Below are 20,110 nucleotides of genomic sequence, written 5' to 3'. Positions count from 1 at the left end.
ACAAGGAAACCACGGAATGGCCAAGATCGTATCCGTCGACGTGCTGCAGGCTGACCTCAAGCCCAAGGTCAAGCGCACCGACGCCGTGCAGAGCTTCGAACTGCAGGAGACGCCGCTGGTGCGCATCACCGATGCCGACGGCGTCACCGGCACCGGCTACAGCTACACCATCGGCACCGGTGGTTCCTCGGTCTGCAAGCTGATCGACGATCACCTCGCCCCGGTCCTGATCGGCCGCGATGCCGAGGAGATCGAGGGGCTCTGGCGCACGCTGTTCTACCGCGTCCATGCCACCACGGTCGGCGCCATCACCTCGATCGCGCTGGCGGCGATCGACACCGCGCTCTGGGACCTGCGTGCCCGCAAGGCCGGCCTGCCACTGCACCGTCTCGCCGGCGGCGCCAAGACCGGCATCGACCTCTACTACACCGAGGGCGGCTGGCTCCACATGGACGAGGCCGAGCTCGTCGACGAAGCCGTCAAGGCCAAGGAGCGCGGCTTCGGCGGCACCAAGGTCAAGGTCGGGCGCCCGCATGTCGCCGAAGACGTCAAGCGCCTCTCGGCCGTGCGCGACAAGGTCGGCTTCGGCTGGGAGATCATGACCGACGCCAATCAGGGCCTCTCGCTCGACGAGGCGATCCGGCGTGCCCGCCATTACGAGAAGCTCGACGTCGCCTGGTTCGAGGAGCCGATCCATGCCGACGATGTCGGCGGCCATCGCCGCCTGTCGCAGTCGACGACGGTGCCGATCGCGGTCGGCGAGTCCATGTATTCGCTGTCGCAGTTCAAGGACTATCTGGAGGCCGGCGCCTGCTCGATCGTCCAGGTCGACGTCGGCCGCATTGGCGGCATCACGCCCTGGCTCAAGGTCGCGCACATGGCCGAGGCCTTCAACGTGCCGGTCTGCCCGCACTTCCTGATGGAGATCCATCTCGGCCTGTGCTGCGCCGTGCCCAACAGCCGCTGGCTCGAATACATCCCGCAGCTCGACCTCGTGACCTCCTCGCCGATCCGCATCGAGAACGGCAAGGCAATCCCCTCGGACCAGCCCGGCCTCGGCATCGACTGGGATTGGCAGGCGCTGGAGCGCACGATCGTCCACCGCAAGAGCCATGGCGCGGCCCCCGCCCTCAAGGCGGGAGCCTGAGATGAGCACGCTCGCAGGACAGGTCGTCGTCATCACCGCCGCCGGCCAGGGCATCGGCCGCGCCACCGCCGAGGCCTTCGACCGCGCCGGTGCCATCGTCTGGGCGACCGACATCAACGAGGACGCGCTGGCCGCGATCAAGGCCGGGCCGAACCTGCAGCGCCGCAGGCTCGACGTGCTCGATGCCAACGCCGTCGCAACCTTCTTCGCCGGGATCGGCCAGGTCGACGTGCTCTTCAACTGCGCCGGCATCGTCCAGAGCGGCACGGTGCTGGAGGCGAGCGAGGCCGATCTCGACTTCGCCTACGACCTCAACGTCAAGGCGATGGTGCGCACGATCAAGGCGGCTCTGCCGGGCATGCTGGAGCGCAAGTCCGGCTGCATCGTCAACATGGCCTCGGTCGCCTCCAGCGTGAAGGGCGTGCCGAACCGCTTCGCCTATGGCGTGACCAAGGCGGCGGTGCTCGGCCTGACCAAGTCGATCGCGGCCGACTATGTCGCACAGGGCATCCGCTGCAATGCGATCTGCCCCGGCACGGTCGAGAGCCCATCGCTGCAGCAGCGGCTGGGCGCGCAGGGCGACTATGAGGCGACCCGCGCCGCCTTTGTCGCCCGCCAGCCGATCGGGCGGATCGGCACGCCGCAGGAGATCGCCGATCTCGTCGTCTACCTGGCGGGCGCGACCTACACCACCGGCCAGGCCCACATCATCGACGGCGGCTGGACGATCTGAGCTGCCGGACCGCGCCCACGCAACGAGAACGAGCGGCCGCCCCAGGAGGATACACGATGACGACCCAGGCCTTGCCGCTTGCCACCGGCGCAGCCGGGGACGCGCTTTACAAGCGCGTCTACTGGCGGCTCATCCCGCTGCTGATCCTGTGCTTCATCGTGGCTTATTACGACCGGGTGAACATCAGCTTCGCCAAGCTCCAGATGCAGGACGAGCTGAAGTTCTCCGACACGGTCTATGGCCTCGGCGCCAGCCTGTTCTTCGTCGGCTACATCCTCTTCGAGGTGCCGAGCAACGTCATCCTGCACAGGGTCGGCGCGCGCAAATGGATTGCTCGCATCATGATCTCCTGGGGCGTCGCCTCGGCGTTGATGATGTTCGTCGCGACGCCGTTTCAGTTCTACGCCATGCGCTTCATCGTCGGCGCGATGGAGGCCGGCTTCCTGCCGGGCGTGGTGCTCTACTTCACCTACTGGTTCCCGCCGCGGCGCCGCGCCCGGGCGAACTCCCTGTTCATGACTGCAATCTCGTTGTCCGGCGTCACCGGCGGCCCGCTCGCCGGCTGGATCATGACGCATTTCGCCGGGCTGAACGGCTGGTCCGGCTGGCAATGGCTCTTCCTGCTGGAAGGCATCCCGGCCGTGCTGCTCGGCTTTGTCGTCTTCTTCTTCCTCGATGATCGTCCGGCGCTCGCAGGCTGGCTGGCGGAATCCGAGAAGCGCACCATCGAGGCCGATATCGCCGCCAATGAATCGGTCGCACCTGCACAGCATTCGCTGATGCGCGCCTTCTCCGATCCACGCGCACTGTTCCTGTCCGGCGTCTATTTCCTGATCCTGGTGGGCCTCGGCGGCGTCACCTTCTGGATGCCGCAGCTCATCAAGAACGCCGGCGGCCTCGACACCCAGACCGTTGGCCTCGTCACGGCGATCCCGTGGCTGATCGGCGGGCTCGGCATGCTGGCGGTCGCCTTCAACTCGGACCGCAGCGGCGAGCGCAAATGGCATCTCGCACTTTGCGCCATCGCCAGCGGCATCGGCTATGCGGTGAGCGCAGCCTTCCCGCTCGACCTCATCGTTGCGGTGGCGGGCTTGTCCCTCGCGACGCTCGGCATCCTCGCCATATTCCCCGTCTTCTGGACCGTGCCCTCGACCTTCCTGGGCGGCGTCGCCGCAGCAAGCGGCATCGCCTTCATCAACTCGATGGGCAATCTCGGCAGCGTCTTCAGCCCGACCTTCATCGGCTGGGTCAACGACCGGACACAGAGCACCCAACTCGCGATCAACGTCATCGCCGCGATGATGGTGCTGGCCGGCATCCTGATCGTCGCCTTCTGGCCGAAAAAGGACACGGCCAAGTCATGAGCACCGATGTGAAAAGGCTCGGCGCCCGCTATCGCGCCGACGAGCTCGCAGCTTTGGCACGCGCTCTGCTGGAGCGTGCCGGCCTGCCGCAGGACAAGGCCGGCGACGTCGCCGAGGTTCTGGTCGAGGGCGACCTGCTCGGCAAGTCGACGCATGGCCTTGCCCTGCTGCCGCTCTATCTGCGCGAGATCGAGAGCGGCGGCATGACCGCCGCCGGCGAGCCCGGGATCCTCAACGATATCGGCGCCTGCCAGACCTGGGACGGCCGCAAGCTGCCCGGTCCATGGCTGGCGCGCCGCGCCACCGCCGAGGCGATCGCCCGGGCCAAGCGCTTCGGCCTCGGCGCCGTCGCAATCCAGCGCAGCCACCACACCGCCTGCCTCGGCGCCTATCTCCAGCCGGCGATCGACGCCGGCTGCCTGATGCTGCTGACACTGACCGATCCCGGCCACAGCAGCGTCGCTCCCTTCGGCGGCGTCACGCCGGTGCTGACCTCGAACCCGATCGCCTTCGGCGCGCCCGCGCCGGATGCACCGATCCTGATCGACATGTCGACGGCGCTGATGACCAATGGCGGCGTCGCCGCCTTCCGCCAGCGCGGCGAACATCTGCCGCACCCTTTCCTGATGGATGCGCAGGGCCGCCCTTCCACCGATCCGAACGTCATCGCTGCCGAGCCGCCCGGCTCGATCCTGCCGCTCGGTGGGCTGGAGGCCGGCCATAAGGGCTTCTCGATCGGGCTCATCGTCGAGCTCCTCACCGGCTGCCTCGCCGGACGCGGCCGCGCCGAGGGCGGCGACGGCTGGAGCGCGGCGGTCTTCATCCTGGTGATGGACCCCGCCGCCTTCGGCGGCACCGAGAACTTCAACCGCCAGGTCGCGGTTCTGGCGGAGCGCTGTCATGCGGCGCAGCCCCGCCCCGGCTTCGACCATGTCGATCTCCCCGGCGCCAACGCACTCGCCCGGCGCGAGCGCCAACTGCGCGACGGCGTCCAGCTTTCCGCCGGGATCGTCACCGGCCTCACCGAGAGCGCAGCGCGCTTCGGCCTTCCCATGCCGGCCGCCATCGCCTGAACCCGCGTTCGCCGACCTTTCTTCCCCACAGAACAACAAAGCTTCGAGGAAACCCCATGTCCCAGGCGATCGCGGCCGGAAAGTCACCGGCCGAGCAGGCGAATATCCGGCGCGCCGTCACGGCGGCGACGATCGGCACCGTCATCGAATGGTTCGACTACGCGCTCTATGGCGCAGCCGCCGGCCTGATCATCAACAAGCTGTTCTTCCCGCAGTTTTCGGAATCGGCCGGCGTGCTCGCCGCCTTCGCGACCTTCGCCGTCGGCTTCTTCAGCCGGCCGCTCGGCGGCATCGTGATCTCGCATATCGGCGACCGCTTCGGCCGCAAGCCGGCCCTGATCTTCACCATCGCGCTGATGGGTGCCTCGACCGTGGCGATGGGCCTGCTGCCGACCTATGCCCAGGCCGGAATCTGGGCGCCGATCCTGCTGGTGGTCCTGCGCCTGCTGCAGGGTTTCGGCGCCGGCGCCGAATATGCCGGCGCGGTCACGCTCGTGGCGGAATATGTGCCGCCGGAGCGCAAGGCCTACTACACCGCCTATCTCCAGGCCGCGACGGTGGTCGGCATCATGCTGGCGACGCTGATGTTCCTGCTCGTCTCCTACCTGCCCGAGGAGACCCTGCTCGGCTGGGCCTGGCGCGTGCCCTTCCTGGTCTCGGCACTGCTGTTCTTCGTCGCCCTCTACATCCGCAAGCATCTCGACGAGACGCCGGAATATGTCGCGGCGATGGAGAAGGCGGCCGAACAGCGCCACGAGGCGCGCGTCCCGCTTGGCGAACTGCTCTCCAAGAGCCCGCGTGAACTGCTCTTCGGCTTCCTGTCGGTCACCGGACACAATGCCAACGCCTATATCCTCAGCGCCTTCAGCCTGAGCTACATGACCAACACGCTCGGCATGACCCGCACGGATTCATTGACCGCCGTGATGATCGCCACCCTGACCGGCATCATCACGACGCCGATCATCGGCGCCCTCGCCGACCGTATCGGTCATGCCAAGGTCTATCTGTTCGGCGCGATCTTCGTCTTCCTCTTCGCCTTCCCGATGTTCGCCATGCTCGACACCAGGAATGTCGTGCTCTGCACCATCGCCCTCAGCATCGGCTACGGCCTCGGCTTCGGCGGGCTCGCCAGCGCGCAGGGCGCCTTCCTCGCCAACCTGTTCCCGACACGCTACCGTTTCTCGGGCATCGCCATGACCCGCGAGCTGAACAGCCTGCTGATCGCAGGCCCGACACCCTTCATAGCCTCGGCGCTGGTGACGGCCGGCGGCGGCAAGCCGAGCTATGTCGTCGCCTATCTGATGCTGTGCTGCGCGGTGACGGCGATCGCAGTCCTCGCCGTCCGCTCGCGCTCCTATGAGCGCGGCAGCGAGTGACGAGGGCCCTCGGCTGAGCCTGTGGCCGAGGCCGCAGGCTCAGCCGGCTTTCCCGATCTACTGACCGATCTGCCGGATCGCGATCTTGTTGAAGCGCGGCTTGGCCTCGCCCTGCTGCTCGATCGCGACCTCGCCGTTGCGGACCTCGAAGCGGAGCACGGTCGAGCCCCCGCCGCGCCAGTCGGCGGTCTCGCCATCATCCTCGTAAAGTTCGCCGGACGCGCCCTCAACCACGCCGCAGACCAGCACCTCGCGCTCATTGCTGATGCCCTTGGCATCGCCGAGCGGGATCAGCGCACCGGCCCGCACGAACAGCGGCAGCCGGCCGAGCGGCGCCGGAACCGTGACGGTGACGCCGCCCGGATAGTGCTCGCCATTGTGCCAGTCATACCAGCCGCCTTCATGCTGCGGCAGGTAGACGGCGCGCTCGCGCGCGCCTTCCTCCAGCACCGGCGCGACCAGCACGTCCGGGCCGAGCATGAAGACGTCGTCGATCATGATCGCCGTCGCATCCTGCGGGAAATCGTAGAGCAGCGGCCGCACGGCCGGGATGCCGTCGCGGCTCGCCCGCCACATCTGCGTATAGAGATAGGGCATCAGCCGGTAGCGCAGCGAGATCGCCTCGCGCACCTGCGGCACCATCTCCGGATACATCCAGGGCAGGTTGACGACGCCGTCATCGTTCCAGGAGTTCATCACCATGCGCGGCCAGAGCGCGCAGAACTCGTTGAAGCGGACGAACAGCTCAGGACCCGGCGTCGGGCCGTGGAAGCCGCCGACATCGTGGCCGATCGAGAACATGCCCGACAGGCTCATATTGAGCCCCTGGGTCAGATTGTAGCGTAGCGTCTTCCAGGCGGTCTCGTTGTCGCCCGACCAGGTCTGGGCATAGCGCGAGATGCCGGCGCAGCCGCCGCGCGTAATCGAATACTGGCGCTTGCCCGGCTCGCGCGCGGCCTGCGCCTCATAGGAGAGCTTGGTCATCAAGAGCGGCTGGGCCGGGCGCGCCAGCGCCTGACGGAAGGGACGTCCATCGCCGTCGCAGACCGCGTCCTCGTCCCAGATCTCGTATTCGTTGTTGTCGTTCCAGACCGTGGTGAAGCCATGGTCGAGCAGCGCCGTCTCGATGCCGGCACGCCACCAGGCCCGGCCCTTCGGGTTGGTGAAGTCGATATGGAAACCGAGCCCGTCCCAGAACTGCGCCACCGCCGGCTCGCCGGTCCTGGAATCCTTGACCAGGAAGCCCTGGTCAAGTGCTTCCTTGAGGCGCGGATGGTCGTCGAGCAGGCAGGGTTTCAGATTGGCGACGGTGTGCATGCCGGCCTTGTTCAGCCGCTTCATCGTCGCCAGCGGCTCCGGGAACTTGTCGCGGTTCCAGTTGAAGGCGTAGCGGCGCTGGCCGATCTGGGTATAGCCCGAACCGAAATGGAAGCTGTCGCAGGGGATCGCGTGCTTGCGGCACTTGGCGACGAAGTCGCTGATCCTTGCATCGGCGTCGGGCGCATCGGCGATCGCCATCGAGGTCACGCCGAAGCCGAAGGACCAGCGCGGCGCGAAAGCCTGCCCGCCGGTCAGCCAGGAGAAGCGCTTGACCACATCCGGCACGGTCGGGCCGGCCATGACGTAATAGTCGAGATCGCCGTCATCGCCTTTCCAGGAGCGGAACAGGCCGTGGTAATTGTCGAGCGTGCAGCCGAGATCGACGCTGCCGGTCGAGAGATTGTCGTAGAAGACGCCATGGGCGCCCGCCTTCCCGTCGACGATGAAGAAGGGCAGCATCTTGTAGAGCGGGTCGGAGAGCTCGGCGTCGAAGCCGCACGGGTCGACCGCATCGATCGCAAAGCGCCGCCCGGTCCGGTCGAGCGGGCCGGCCTTGTCGCCGAGCCCGTAATGCCGCTCGGCGTAGTCGCGCGCCATGAAATGCGAGACCGCGCCGGTGCGCGGCGAGATCAGATAGGCCTGCGTCGTGCGGTCCTGCAGGAAGGGCTCCGCTTCACCCTCGCGCCGCCAGGCGATACCGAAGGGCGAGAGCGTGACCTCGGCCGAAAGGCCACCGGCCGCGAGCGTGACTCTGCCCTCGCTCTCGCTGACGTTCGCCTGCGGGCAGGCGAAACCGGAGAGATCGTCGCGCGGACGCCCCTCATAGGGCGGCTCCAGCCCACCCGGCGCGATCGACCAGCCGCGGTCGAGGCGGTAGCCGTCCTGCGGCTTCAGCGTGACACGGCCGATATCGCCTTCGAGGATGCGGACAGTGATCGTCGCGCCGAGGCCGACATCGAACAAGGCGGCTTCGCCGTCGCGGCCGAGATAGCGGCCTTGCGTCAGGGCTTTCATGGGATCTCTCTAGTCAGTCGTCAGGACCGGACGGCCCGGCCGTTCTCGTCGAACAGGTGCAGATGCTGCTGCGGGAAGGCGAGCGCGACGCCGGCGCCGCGCTGGTGCTCGCTCTGGCCGTCGAGCCGGAGCGTGATCTGGGGCAGGCCGGGTGAGGCGCCATAGAGATAGCTTTCGCCGCCAAGGCGCTCGACCAGCTCGATCGCAAGCGGCACGCCGCCATCCTGCGCAGCGAGCGCGAGATGCTCAGGTCGAATGCCGAGCGTCACCGAAGCCCCCGCGGCGAGGCCTCCGGTCTGGCAGGCAACCTCATGTCCGGCTTCGCCGATCGCGACCGTGCCCGATCGCACCACCTTGCCCGGCAACAGGTTCATGCGCGGCGAGCCGATGAAGCCGGCGACGAAGAGATTGTCCGGCCGGTTGTAGAGCTCGAGCGGCGTGCCGACCTGCTCGATCTTGCCGCCATGGAGCACGACGATGCGGTGCGCCAGCGTCATCGCCTCGACCTGGTCGTGGGTGACGTAGATCATCGTGCCGCCGATCTCGGCATGGAGCGCGGCGAGCTCCTTGCGGGTGGCGACGCGCAGTTCGGCGTCGAGGTTCGAGAGCGGCTCGTCGAACAGGAAGATTTTTGGATCGCGCACGATGGCTCGGCCGATGGCGACGCGCTGGCGCTGCCCGCCGGAGAGCGCCTTGGGCTTGCGCTCGAGATAGTCGGTCAGGCGCAGCATGCCGGCGGCGCGCTTCACCCGCCTGTCGATCTCGTCGCGCTTGAAGCCCATATTCTCCAGCGCGAAGGCCATGTTCGCGTAGACACTCATATGCGGGTAGAGCGCATAGGACTGGAACACCATGGCGAGGCCGCGCTCGGAGGCCGGCAGCCCGGTGACATCGGCGCCATCGATCGCAATCGTGCCGCCGGTGATGCTCTCCAGCCCGGCGATCGAGCGCAGCAGCGTCGATTTCCCGCAGCCGGACGGGCCGACGAAGACGACGAACTCGCCATCGGCGACATCGAGGTCGATGCCATGCAGCACCGTGGTCGCGCCATAGCTCTTGCGGACGCCGGAGAGGCTCAGTCCCGCCATTATTTCATTCCCGTATTGGCGATGCCGGTGGTGATGAAGCGCTGCAGGAAGACGAAGACCAGCGCGACCGGAAGCAGGGTCACCACCGTCATCGCGAGCAGGTAGTGCCACTGCGTCTGCAACTCGCCCTGGAAGGCGTTGAGGCCGATCTGCAGCGTGTAGGCCTCGGTCTTGGTCAGAACGGCCAGCGGCCAGAGGAACTCGTTCCAGCGCCACATGATCGAGAAGATCGCGAGCACGGCCAGCGCCGGCATGGCGAGCGGCATGACGATGCGCCAGTAGATCTGCCACTCCGAGGCCTTGTCCATGCGCGCCGCCTCGATCAGGTCGCGCGGCAGGGTCAGCATGTACTGGCGCAGGAGGAAGACGCCGGTCGGCGTCGCTGCGCCGGGCAGGATCACGGCCCAGAGCGAATTGACCAGGCCGAGCTTGGTGATGACGAGATAGACCGGCACGAGGATGATGGTGATCGGGATCATCAGCGTGCCGATCACCATCAGCATCACCGCCGTCTTGCCGCGGAACTCGTAGATCGAGAGCGCATAGGCCGCCATCGAGTTGATCACCAGGGTGATCAGCGTCGCCACCACCGTGACGAAGACCGAATTCCAGAGGAAGCGCGTGAAGGCGAAGCGCTCCAGCGGCTCGGTATAGTTCTCGGTGGCGAGCTTGAACTCGCGCACCGGGGTGCGCTTGTCGATCGGCACGCGGATGCTCTGGCCGGGATTGGTCGGGTCGACCATCTGCGCCTGGATGCCGATGCGACGAACCTGCGCCAGAACCCGCTTGGTCCCGTCCTCCATCGTCACTTCGAACAGCGGCAGCGGCTGGGACTGGCCCTCGACCCGGACCTCCTTCTGCGACATCGGCAGCAGCGACGGCGGGAATTCGAGCAGACCGGCCTGGGTCTTGAACGAGGACAGGCCGAGCCAGAGCACCGGCCCGAACATCAGCACGACGCCGAGCGCGAGATAGGCGTAAGCCGCGATGTCGGTCCAGTGCCAGCGGCCGGGACTGCGGCGGGCGCTCGCCATGCGCACGAGCTTGTTCATGCCGCCCCCTTGCGGCGGCTCGCCGCGAGCTGGGCCAGGGTCAGCGCGAACAGCACGACGCCGAGCACGACGGAGGCGGCCGCCGCCAGGCCGAAATTCTGGACCTGATTGGCGAAGGCGGTCTCGTAGATGTAGTGCACCACCATCAGCGTCGCGGTGCCCGGCCCACCGCCGGTCAGCACGAAGACCTCGTCGAAGGTCTGCACGCCGCGGATCAGCGCCAGCACGATCACCACGATCATGTTCGGCCAGAGCAGCGGCAGGGTGATGCGCCAGAACACGCGCCAGCGCGGCGTCGCATCCATCTCCGCGGCTTCATAGAGATCGGCGGGAATCGCCTGCAGGCCGGCGAGCAGGATCAGCGTGTAGAAGCCCATATGGGCCCAGATCGAGACGAAGACGATCCAGAACATCGCCCAGCTCGGATCGACCAGGAACAGGATGCGCTCGCCGCCAAGCGAGGTGATCGCGGCATTGAGCAGGCCGTCGCGCTGCAGGATCCACTTCCAGGTCAGCGCCACCACCACCGGCGAGAGCAGCACCGGGAAGAAATAGACGGCGCGGAAGAAGCCGCGCGCCTTGATCTTCATGTTCAGCACCACCGCCGTCAGCAGCGAGAACAGCACCATCGCCGTGACCTGGAAGACGGTGAAGCGCGCGGTGTTGGAAACGCCGCGCCAGAAATGGTCCTCGCGGCAGGAGGAAGGATCGAGGAAGGAGCCGCAATCGAACAGATAGGCGTATTGCTGCGCCCCGACGAAAGGCCGCTCCGAGGGGAACAGCCCCGCCCCGCCCGTCACCGAGAAGATGAAGTTGATGACGAGCGGCAGGAAGACGAAGAGCGAGAAGAAGGCGAGGTTGGGCAGCAGGAAGACATAGGCCATCCGGCGCTCACCGATCAGCCGCTGCAGAACCTGCATCGGCCAGTCGATCAGGCGCATCAGCATCGCGAGCGGCGCGGCGAAGAGGCTCGCTGCGCCGGCGCGGTCCGGGCTTGCCGTGGAGACGGGAGCGTCGGAGGCCATGGCCGCTTACTTCTTGCGCTCGGCGATCTGCTGGGCGATGTCCGACTCGATCCGCTTATAGGCCTCGTCGAGGCTGCCCTCGCCCGAGATCGCCTGACCGAGCCGGCTGATCACCGCGTTGAAGATGACGCGGTTGCTCGTATAGCCCTGCAACCGATAGGCGACCGGCGAGAGCTGCGCCACTTGTCGCGTGAAGACCTTGAGCGCGGCCTTGGCCTGCGGGCTCGCGCCCTGATAGTCCAGCCCCTTGGCAGCGATGCCGAAATGGCCGGGTACGAACAGCGAGCGGGCATAGAACTCGCTCAGCACCGGTTCGCTGGCGAGATATTCCATCACCTTGGCGACGGCTTCCGGGCTCTTGGTCGTCTTGATCGCGACGAGGCCGGCTCCGCCCGGCATGCCCGAGCAGGCGCCGGCGCCGCAGGGAGCGGGAACCGCGACCCAATCGAAGGCATCGCCGACGGTCTTGTCGAACTGGGCGATCTGCCAGGAGCCCGACTGGTACATCACGACCTGGGCGTTCTTGAACTCGTCATTGGCGCCGCGATAGGCGGTGCCGGAGACCGAGCCCCAGAGCTCCTTCTTCATCACGCCGTTATTGTGCCAGTCATAGACCAGCTTGGCGCCGCGCTTGAAACCGTCATCGACCACCGCCGGCTCGCCCTTGGTGTCGAAGACCTCGGCGCCCTCGGAGACGGCGACCGAGAAGAAACGGTGGCCGGAGCGGTCCATGGCCAGCGGGAACGGCGCCTGGACCTTGGCCGCGACCTCCTTGACCGTCTTGCCCCACTCCTCCCAGGTCGCCTTCGGACCCGGCAGGGCGATGCCGGCCTGCTCGAACAGCGTCTTGTTGACGAAGGGGCCGGAGACGGTGAGCTGCGTCATGAAGCCGGTGATGGCGTTGTTGTCGCCCTCCGGCCGCATCCAGGGCAGGAACGGCCCGAAATTCTTCTCCCAGTAGCCGGCGTCCTTGAGATAGGGCCGCAGATCGAGCGCATAGCGGGCGATGCCGCCGAGATCGACGACGCGGGCGATGTCCGGGCCCTGGCCGGAGGCGAGCTGGACGGGCAGGTTCTCGGTGATGGCCTTGTAGGGCACCTGGTCGAGCACGACCTTGATGTCCTTGTTCTGGGCCTCGAAGCGCTTGAGCAGGTCGGTGATGACCTCGCCCTCATTGCCGTCGGAATACCAGGCGATGCGGACCGTGGTCTGGGCCTGTGCGATGCCGCCCATGACAAGGCCGGCCGTCAAGGCGAGCGCCGAAATCCAATGCTTGCTGTGCATGAGCGTTCCATCCCCGCTTGAAACGACGCCTCCGGGAGCGTCTTGACAATCATTAAGGCAAACGTTTGCCTAGCTTGTCAATCCCGAAGTGAGCCGGCATCTCTGATGCACCGGTTCGCAGGATGCGGAAGCGGGGATGGGAACGCGATGAAGACCAGGGCCGCCAGGGCACATCAGGGTTCGGTATCGCTCACCACGGTCGCGGAGGATACCGGCGTTTCGATCTCGACGGTGTCGCGCATCGTCAACGGCGAAAGCGGGCGGGCTTCGCCCGAGACGGTCGCTCGTGTCGAGGAGGCGATCGCACGGCTGGGCTACCGGCCGAACCCGGTCGGGCGGGCGCTGCGCCAGCGCGCCAGCCGGGTCGTGGCGATGCTCTCTCCCAATCTCGACAACCCCGCCATGGCAGCGATCGCGGTCTCGACCGAGGCAGCTTTGCGCGCCGCCGGCTACGTCATGATCCTCTGCGATACCCATGATCGCGCCGAACTGCAGGACGACTATCTGCAGGCGATGCGCGAGCAGTTCGTAGCCGGCTATGTGATGGTCAGCGCGGTGCGCAGCCGCGGGCTGGAAGAGACTTTGCGCCGGGGCGACCCGATGGTCTTCGTCGCCCGCCACAACCCGCTCGGCGGCGGCGCCTATGTCGGCATCGACAATCGCGCCGCCGGCGCCGATGCCGCCGACTTCATGCTCGCACGCGGGATCGAACGCCCGGCCGTGCTGATGGCGGCCCAGAACGTCTCGAGCACGCAGGAGCGCGCATCAGGCTTCATCGACCGCCTCGTCGCCCGCGGTATCCCGGACAGCGCGATCCGCCGTGCCAGCGGACCCGGCCTGTCGCATATCGAGATCGGCTATGCCGCCGCCAAGGCGCTGGTCCAGCAGGGCGGCTGGCCGCAGGGCGCGCTCTGCGTCAGCGATCTGATCGCCTATGGCGCCTATCGGCTCGCGGTCGAAAGCGATGTCCCGATCCCGGAGCGCTGCACTTTGGTCGGCGTCGACGGCAACGCGCTCAACCATTGGATCGCGCCCTGGCTGACCTCGATCCGCATCCCCTATGAGAGTTTCGGCGGCCACGTCGTCGCCCAGCTGCAATCGCTCTGGAGCGGTGAGCCGACAACCGAGGTCCGCATTCCGCATGAGCCGCCAATGGTCGGGCTCGCACAGAAGGCGACGGCATGAGCCTGATCGACCACGAGACCCAGCCGCTCGAGCAATGGCGCGAGGGCGTGATGACGCTGATGCGGGTCTCGGCGCTGGTGCGCTCGGCCCAGCTCTGCATCTTCGAGCAGTTCTGCGATCCCGGCCTCGGCGCGCCCATCCATCTCCACGCCGTCGAGGAGGTGCTGGAAGTGATGGACGGCGAGGCCGTGGTCACGCTCCGCGGCGAGAGCCTGACCTTACGCGCCAACCAGTCGATCGTGATCCCGGCTGGGGCGCGGCACGGCTTCCGCAATATCGGCAGCGGCATCCTCAAGGTCCGCGCCACCCTTGCCTCGCCGATCTTCGAGGCGAGCTATGACGACCGCGCCGAGCAGTCGCGGCGCTGGATTCCCTGAAGCGGAGGTGCTGGAGCCAGCTACAGCCCCGGCCGTGCAGGCATGCTACAAAACCTCGTCCTGCCGCAACGAGGGATGACCGATGAGCGGAGCGCATCATGTCGTGGTGATCGGCGGCGGCTTCGCCGGATTGGAGACCGTGCATCGTCTCGCCGGCGCGGACTTGCGCATCACCATCGTCGACCGGCGCAACCATCACCTCTTCCAGCCGCTGCTCTACCAGGTCGCCACCGCCTCGCTTGCCACCTCCGAGATCGCCTGGCCGATCCGGCATCTGTTCCGGCGCCGCAGCGACGTGACGACTTTGCTGGCCGAGGTCACCGGCATCGACACGAGCCTGCGCGAGGTCGCGCTCTCGACCGGCGAGGTCCTGCATTACGACACGCTGGTCATCGCCACCGGCGCGACCCATGCCTATTTCGGCCATGACGACTGGGAGCCCTATGCCCCCGGCCTGAAGACGCTCGAAGATGCGACCACGATCCGCCGCCGCATCCTCACCGCCTTCGAGCGCGCGGAGGCGGAGGCCGATCCGGAGCGGCGCGCCGCGCTGCTGACCTTCGTCGTCATCGGCGCCGGCCCGACTGGTGTCGAACTCGCCGGCACCATTGCGGAGCTGGCGCGCGCTACGTTGCCGGAGGAGTTCCGCCGGATCGACACACGCGAGACCCGGGTTGTTCTGGTCGAGGCCGGCCCGCGCATCCTGCCCAGCTTCGACGCCGGTCTGGCGGCCTATGCGCATCACGAATTGCAGCGCATCGGCGTCGAGGTCCGCACCGGCGCTCCTGTCACTGCCTGCACGCCTGATGGCGTCGTGATCGGCGAGGAGCGCCTGCCGGCGGCAACCGTCATCTGGGCCGCAGGCGTGCGCGCCTCGCCGGCCGGCGCCTGGCTCGCTGCACCCATGGACCGCGCCGGCCGCGTCGAGGTCGAGCCCGATCTCAGCGTGCCCGGCCATTCCGAGATCTTCGTGATCGGCGACACGGCGAGCGTGATGGATCAGGACGGCAAGCCCGTGCCCGGCATTGCGCCTGCCGCCAAGCAGCAGGGCCGCCATGTCGCCGCGACGATCAAGCGCCGGCTCGCCGGCGACAAGGCGCCGCGCCCCTTCGCCTACAGCCATGCCGGCAGCCTCGCGACCATCGGCAAGCGCGTCGCCATCATCGATTTCGGCCGGGTCAAGCTGAAGGGCTGGCTCGCCTGGTGGCTCTGGGGCCTGGCGCACATCTATTTCCTGATCGGCGTGCGCAACCGGCTCAGCGTCGCGCTGAGCTGGCTCTGGATCCACGCCCGCGACCAGCGCAGCGCAAGGCTGATCACCCAGCGCGACGTCAAGCGCGACGAACGCGGCTGACGCCGCTCACCGCCCGGTCAGATAGCGCGCCAGCCCGGCCGTCGAGGCGTCATGCGCCTCGGCCGGTGCCTTGCCTTCGATCACCGGCAGCAGCGCCGTCGCCAGCTCTTTGCCGAGCTCGACGCCCCATTGGTCGAAGGCGTTGATGTCGAACACGGCCGCCTCGACGAAGACGCGGTGCTCATAGAGCGCGATCAGCCGCCCGAGCGTGAACGGGTCGAGCTTGCGATAGGCGATGGTCACGCTCGGCCGATTGCCGGGGAAGACCTTGTGCGGCGCGAGGTGCTCGATGGCCTCCGCCGACAGCCCCTGCTTCGCAAGCTGCGTCTTCGCTTCCTCGAGCGTGCGGCCCTTCATCATCGCCTCGCTCTGGGCGAGGCAGTTGGCGAGGAGCAGGCGGTGCTGATGGGCGAGCTCCGGCTCGTGCCCTTCGGCCGCGACCAGGAATTCGCAGGGGATGATGTCGGTGCCCTGGTGCAGCAGCTGGAAGAAGGCGTGCTGGCCATTGGTGCCGGGCTCGCCCCAGACCAGCGGCCCGGTCGGCCGCGCCACCGCTCCGCCCGCCTTGTGCACGCGCTTGCCGTTCGATTCCATGTCGAGCTGCTGCAGATAGGCCGGCAGCCTTGCAAGGCGCTGGTCGTAAGGCAGGACCGCGCGGGCCGGGTAGCCGCAGCTCTCGCGATGCCAGAGCCCGATCAGGCCGAGCAGCACCGGCAGGTTCTTTGCCAAGGGTGCTGTGCGGAAATGCTCGTCCATCGCATGCGCGCCGGCGAGGAAGGCGCGGAAGTTCTCCGGCCCGATCGCGATCATCACCGGCAGGCCGATCGCCGACCAGACCGAATAACGCCCGCCGACCCAGTCCCAGAAGCCGAAGATCCGGTCGGGCTGGATGCCGAAGGCCGCGACCTTGTCGAGCGCGGTCGAGACTGCGGCGAAATGCTTGGCCACCGCCTCTTCACCGAGCGCGCCGGCGATCCAGCGCCGCGCGGTCGCGGCATTGGTCATGGTCTCGATCGTGGTGAAGGTCTTGGATGCCACGATCACCAGTGTCCGCGCCGGATCGAGCCTGGCGAGGGTGTCGGCGATATGGGCGCCGTCGACATTGGAGACGTAATGCAGGCGCGGCCCGTCGTGATAGGGCGCCAGCGCCAGCGTCGCCATCACCGGCCCGAGATCGGAGCCGCCGATGCCGATATTGACGACATCGGTGAAGCGCTCGCCGCTGGCGGCCGCGATCTTGCCGCTGCGGATGCCATCGGCAAAGGCGGACATCCGCGCCAGCACCGCATTGATCTCGGGCATGACGTCGACGCCATCGACCTTGACCGGCCGGCCCGACTGGTTACGCAGCGCCGTGTGCAGCACGGCGCGCCCTTCCGTCGTGTTGATCGGCTCGCCCGCGAACATGGCATCGCGCTTGGCTTCGACATCGGCCGCCTTGGCGAGCGCAAGCAGCAGCTCCACGGTCTCGCCCGTCACCGCTGTCTTGGAATAGTCGAGCAGGAGATCGTCGAGCCGGGCCGAAAAGCTGGAAAAGCGCTTGTTATCGGCGGCGAAGAGTTCGCGCAGATGCTGCGAGACGGTTCGGGTGCGATGCGCGGCGAGATCCGCCCAGGCCTTCTCCAGCACGATCAGTCTCCGTGGCGATTGCGATCGGCCGCCATGGCGGCAAACCGAGGTAGCATACCGATAGCGGCAAGGTCACGGCGGCAGCCGGGCAGGACGGATATGCAGAGGGAGGATCGTCAGCCCGAACGGGCGAGCCCAGCTCCTACCTCTATCGCTTTCGGCAGGCCGGCCTCACCGCAAACCGGGATCATGCCACCGAACTCAGGCTGCGCGAGGGATGGCGCAAGGCCGTGTCGAACGGGTTGAGCATTGCGCCCAAGGTCGCAGCCTCGGCCTTGAGGATCGCGACAACGCCCGGCAACCGCTCGGGCCGCAGGCGATCGGCCAGCGTGCCGACGCTGAGCGCTGCGACGGCACGCCCCTGCGCGTCGAAGACCGGCACCCCCAGGCCCGCCATGCCCGGGATCAGCCCGGTGTTGAGATTGACCCAGCCCTGCGTCCGCGCCTTCTCCAATTCGACCCGCAGCGCCGCCTCGTCGAGGAAGCCGCGATCGAGCAGGCGCGGTACGTTGAAGCGGATCACCGCCTCCCGCTCGGCCTCGGGCAGATGGGCGAGGATGGCCAGACTTCCCTGCCCCAGCCCGAGCGGCACCTTGCCGCCGATGTCGCCGGTGAAGGAGCGGATCGGGAACGGCCCCTCGATCCGGTCGAGACAGACAGCTTCATAACCATTGCGGACCAGCAGGAAGATCGTGTCGGTCAGCGTCGCCGAGAGGCGCAATAGTACCGGCTTGGCGAGATCGCGCAGGCCGTCGGCATGACCGGCGCGCGCCGCCAGCACGAAGAAGTCGAGCGCCAGCCGGTAGCGTTTGCCGATCTGCTCGACGAAGCCCTCGGCGACGAGGTCCTGCAAGGCGCGATGCGCCGTCGGCTGGCTGCAGCCGGCCTGCTCGGCGAGGTCCTTCAGGCGGATGCCGCCGGCATCGGCCGCCCCGACGAGGCGCAGCAGGCCGAGCGCACGGCGCAGGCTGGAGAGAGGCTCGGCAGAATCAGTCATCCACTCACGCTAATCGCGCTGAAACAGTGTCGCAATAAATTTCATATACAGGAATTTATAAGATAAAAATTCTCTCATATGGAATTCTTCGTTGACGAAATTCCATCGCTCCAGTTTCTGGAACGTACGAGGGCAAAAGACCCCGATGAGTAGGCGGGGCGAGCCAAGCGGGAGAGGTCATGGGCTTCCTGACGCTGGAAAAGCTGAGCAAGATCTATGGCGATTTCGCCGCGGCGCGCGATATCGACCTCAGCATCGCCAAGGGCGAATTCGTCTCGCTGCTCGGTCCCTCAGGCTGCGGCAAGACCACGACATTGCAGATGATCGCCGGGCTGGTCGAGCCGACCACCGGCACCATCACCCTCGACGGCCGCGACATCACCCGCGAGACCCCCAACAAGCGCGGCCTCGGCATCGTCTTCCAGAGCTACGCGCTCTTCCCGCATATGACGGTCGCTCAGAACGTCGCCTTCGGCCTGGAGATGCGCAAGGTCGCCAGGGCCGAGCGCGACGAGCGCGTCGCCACCATGCTCGGCCTCGTCCATCTCGGCGGTTTTTCCGAGCGCTATCCGCGCCAGCTCTCCGGCGGCCAGCGCCAGCGCGTCGCCATTGCGCGAGCCCTCGTGATCCAGCCGCCGGTGCTGCTGCTCGACGAGCCGCTCTCCAATCTCGACGCCAAACTGCGCGAGGAGATGCAGTTCGAGCTGCGCCGCATCCAGCAACGCGTCGGCACCACCACGATCATGGTGACGCACGACCAGGCCGAGGCGCTCTCGATCAGCGACCGCGTCGTGGTGATGGAGCAGGGCCGGATGACGCAGGTCGATGCGCCCTACAGGCTCTATGAGAACCCGGCGACGCCGTTCATTTCCACCTTCGTCGGCAAGATGAACCGGCTGGAGGGCGCCTGGCGCAAGGGCGCGGCCGAGATCGCAGGCATCGCCCTGCCGGCCGAAGCCAGCGGGCTTACCGAAGGACAGGCAATCGCGCTCTCGATCCGCCCGGAGAAGATCGCGCTGAAGCCGGCAGGGCAAGGCCGCGTCGACGGCATTATCGCCAATCGCTTCTTCCTCGGTGGCTCCTGGCTGTTCACGGTCGAGACGCCGGCTGGAGCCATTCTGGTCTCGGCGCCGAACGATGGCGAGGAGCCGGCCCGCGAAGGCGCGAAGGTCGCGCTCGACTGGGCCTTGGCGAGCCAGCGCATCGAGCAGCTTTCGCAGGGAGCGGCCGCATGAGCGTCGGGCGCTCCACGGCGACACCGTTCTGGCTCGCCGGGCCAGGCGCGCTGCTCTTCATCGGGCTGATCATCCTGCCGCTCGTGCTGACGGTGATCCTCTCCTTCCACGTCTATGATCACACGACCGGCATCAAGAACGAGTTCACGCTGGCCCATTACGCAGCGGTGTTCTCGGACGACTACTATCTCGGCATCTTCTGGCGCACGCTCCGCCTCGCCGCGCTGACCACGCTGATCTGCGCCGTCATCGGCGCGCCCGAGGCCTATATCCTGTCGCGAATGCGCGATCCCTGGCGCTCGGTCTTTCTTCTGGTGATCATCGGGCCCCTGCTGGTCTCGGTCGTCGTCCGCGCCTTCGGCTGGAGCATGCTGCTGGGCTCGACCGGCCTGGTGAACCAGGCGCTGCAAGGGCTCGGCTTCGATAGCGTCCGGCTGCTCTACACCGAGACCGCGATCGTGATCGCGCTCGTCCACGTCATGCTGCCCTTCATGGTGATCCCGGTCTGGACCGCGCTGCAGAAGCTCGATCCGATGGTCGAGGCCGCCGCCTGGAGCCTCGGCGCCTCGCATTTCACCGCCTTGCGCCGGGTCGTGCTGCCGCAGGTCTCGCTCGGCATGCTCTCCGGCAGCCTGATCGTCTTCGGCCTCTCGGCTAGCGCCTTCGCCATCCCTGGCCTGCTCGGCGGGCGCCGGCTCAAGATGGCGGCGACATTGGTCTACGACGAGTACATGCACGAGCTGAACTGGCCGCTCGGTGCGACGATCGCGATCATCGTCCTCGCCGCCAACCTCGTGATCATGCTGGCCTATAATCGCGTCATCGAGACGCGCGCCCGCAAGGCTCTGGGGTGA

Annotated in this window: 17 protein-coding genes; 10 read left to right on the top strand and 7 right to left on the bottom strand. The window is 67.2% G+C overall.

From position 1 onward, the window contains the following. The first annotated feature begins 16 nt into the window (after positions 1–16). The 5 genes from VGV58_RS14160 to VGV58_RS14140 are packed head-to-tail and all read left to right on the top strand — an operon-like array spanning position 17 to position 5,696. A complete protein-coding gene (locus VGV58_RS14160) occupies positions 17–1,147 on the top strand; it encodes a mandelate racemase/muconate lactonizing enzyme family protein (RefSeq protein ID WP_326874648.1) in 1,131 nt (376 codons plus the stop codon). A 1-nt stretch (position 1,148) separates the two neighbouring features. Continuing rightward, positions 1,149–1,880 carry an SDR family oxidoreductase gene (locus VGV58_RS14155; protein WP_326874647.1) on the top strand — a complete coding sequence of 244 codons (732 nt, stop codon included), beginning with the start codon at positions 1,149–1,151 and terminating at the stop codon, positions 1,878–1,880. A 56-nt stretch (positions 1,881–1,936) separates the two neighbouring features. Beyond that, positions 1,937–3,244 (top strand): MFS transporter, encoded by a 1,308-nt coding sequence (locus tag VGV58_RS14150; RefSeq protein WP_326874646.1) that lies wholly within the window; start codon positions 1,937–1,939, stop codon positions 3,242–3,244. Further along, on the top strand, positions 3,241–4,317 hold the full coding sequence (locus tag VGV58_RS14145; protein ID WP_326874645.1) for an Ldh family oxidoreductase: 1,077 nt from the start codon (positions 3,241–3,243) through the stop codon (positions 4,315–4,317). The genes VGV58_RS14150 and VGV58_RS14145 overlap by 4 nt, the downstream gene beginning before the upstream one ends. A 56-nt stretch (positions 4,318–4,373) precedes the next feature. After that, entirely contained in the window at positions 4,374–5,696 is a 1,323-nt protein-coding gene (locus VGV58_RS14140; protein WP_326874644.1) for an MFS transporter, read from the top strand. Positions 5,697–5,753: 57 nt separating this feature from the next. Here the strand turns inward: VGV58_RS14140 and VGV58_RS14135 are convergent, their stop codons facing one another. The 5 genes from VGV58_RS14135 to VGV58_RS14115 are packed head-to-tail and all read right to left on the bottom strand — an operon-like array spanning position 5,754 to position 12,479. Further along, positions 5,754–8,030, bottom strand: a complete 2,277-nt coding sequence (locus VGV58_RS14135) for a glycoside hydrolase family 31 protein (protein ID WP_326874643.1) — start codon at positions 8,028–8,030, stop codon at positions 5,754–5,756. A 20-nt stretch (positions 8,031–8,050) separates the two neighbouring features. Next, the gene (locus VGV58_RS14130) at positions 8,051–9,121 is read right to left on the bottom strand and encodes an ABC transporter ATP-binding protein (RefSeq protein WP_414643983.1); all 1,071 of its coding nucleotides are present in this window, start codon (positions 9,119–9,121) and stop codon (positions 8,051–8,053) included. Beyond that, entirely contained in the window at positions 9,118–10,170 is a 1,053-nt protein-coding gene (locus tag VGV58_RS14125) for a carbohydrate ABC transporter permease (protein ID WP_326874641.1), read from the bottom strand. Before VGV58_RS14125 ends, VGV58_RS14130 begins: the two co-directional genes overlap by 4 nt. Then, the gene (locus VGV58_RS14120; RefSeq protein ID WP_326874640.1) at positions 10,167–11,195 is read right to left on the bottom strand and encodes a carbohydrate ABC transporter permease; all 1,029 of its coding nucleotides are present in this window, start codon (positions 11,193–11,195) and stop codon (positions 10,167–10,169) included. Before VGV58_RS14120 ends, VGV58_RS14125 begins: the two co-directional genes overlap by 4 nt. 6 nt (positions 11,196–11,201) lie before the next feature. Beyond that, a complete protein-coding gene (locus VGV58_RS14115) occupies positions 11,202–12,479 on the bottom strand; it encodes an ABC transporter substrate-binding protein (RefSeq protein WP_326874639.1) in 1,278 nt (425 codons plus the stop codon). 147 nt (positions 12,480–12,626) lie between these two features. Here VGV58_RS14115 and VGV58_RS14110 point away from each other — a divergent pair, with 147 nt between their 5' ends. The 3 genes from VGV58_RS14110 (at position 12,627) to VGV58_RS14100 (ending at position 15,395) form a co-directional block, all read left to right on the top strand. Beyond that, positions 12,627–13,664: a LacI family DNA-binding transcriptional regulator gene (locus VGV58_RS14110; RefSeq protein ID WP_326874638.1), complete on the top strand. Its 1,038-nt coding sequence runs from the start codon at positions 12,627–12,629 to the stop codon at positions 13,662–13,664. Beyond that, positions 13,661–14,041 (top strand): cupin domain-containing protein, encoded by a 381-nt coding sequence (locus VGV58_RS14105; RefSeq protein ID WP_326874637.1) that lies wholly within the window; start codon positions 13,661–13,663, stop codon positions 14,039–14,041. Before VGV58_RS14110 ends, VGV58_RS14105 begins: the two co-directional genes overlap by 4 nt. A gap of 82 nt (positions 14,042–14,123) precedes the next feature. After that, positions 14,124–15,395 carry an NAD(P)/FAD-dependent oxidoreductase gene (locus tag VGV58_RS14100; RefSeq protein ID WP_326874636.1) on the top strand — a complete coding sequence of 424 codons (1,272 nt, stop codon included), beginning with the start codon at positions 14,124–14,126 and terminating at the stop codon, positions 15,393–15,395. A gap of 6 nt (positions 15,396–15,401) precedes the next feature. On the opposite strand, the gene pgi is transcribed toward VGV58_RS14100, so the two are convergent. Then, the gene (pgi, locus tag VGV58_RS14095) at positions 15,402–17,024 is read right to left on the bottom strand and encodes a glucose-6-phosphate isomerase (protein WP_326874635.1); all 1,623 of its coding nucleotides are present in this window, start codon (positions 17,022–17,024) and stop codon (positions 15,402–15,404) included. A 187-nt stretch (positions 17,025–17,211) separates the two neighbouring features. Further along, a complete protein-coding gene (locus VGV58_RS14090) occupies positions 17,212–18,021 on the bottom strand; it encodes an IclR family transcriptional regulator (protein WP_326874634.1) in 810 nt (269 codons plus the stop codon). A gap of 179 nt (positions 18,022–18,200) precedes the next feature. Between VGV58_RS14090 and VGV58_RS14085 the strand changes: the two genes are divergently transcribed. Beyond that, a complete protein-coding gene (locus VGV58_RS14085) occupies positions 18,201–19,256 on the top strand; it encodes an ABC transporter ATP-binding protein (RefSeq protein ID WP_326874633.1) in 1,056 nt (351 codons plus the stop codon). Then, positions 19,253–20,110, top strand: coding sequence for an ABC transporter permease (locus VGV58_RS14080; protein WP_326874632.1), 858 nt, complete (start codon positions 19,253–19,255; stop codon positions 20,108–20,110). The genes VGV58_RS14085 and VGV58_RS14080 overlap by 4 nt, the downstream gene beginning before the upstream one ends.

The sequence above is a fragment of the Allobosea sp. genome, assembly GCF_035944895.1.
Classification (GTDB): domain Bacteria; phylum Pseudomonadota; class Alphaproteobacteria; order Rhizobiales; family Beijerinckiaceae; genus Allobosea.
Note: the sequence above shows the minus strand (reverse complement) of the source record. Positions and strands in the feature narration are given on the sequence as shown.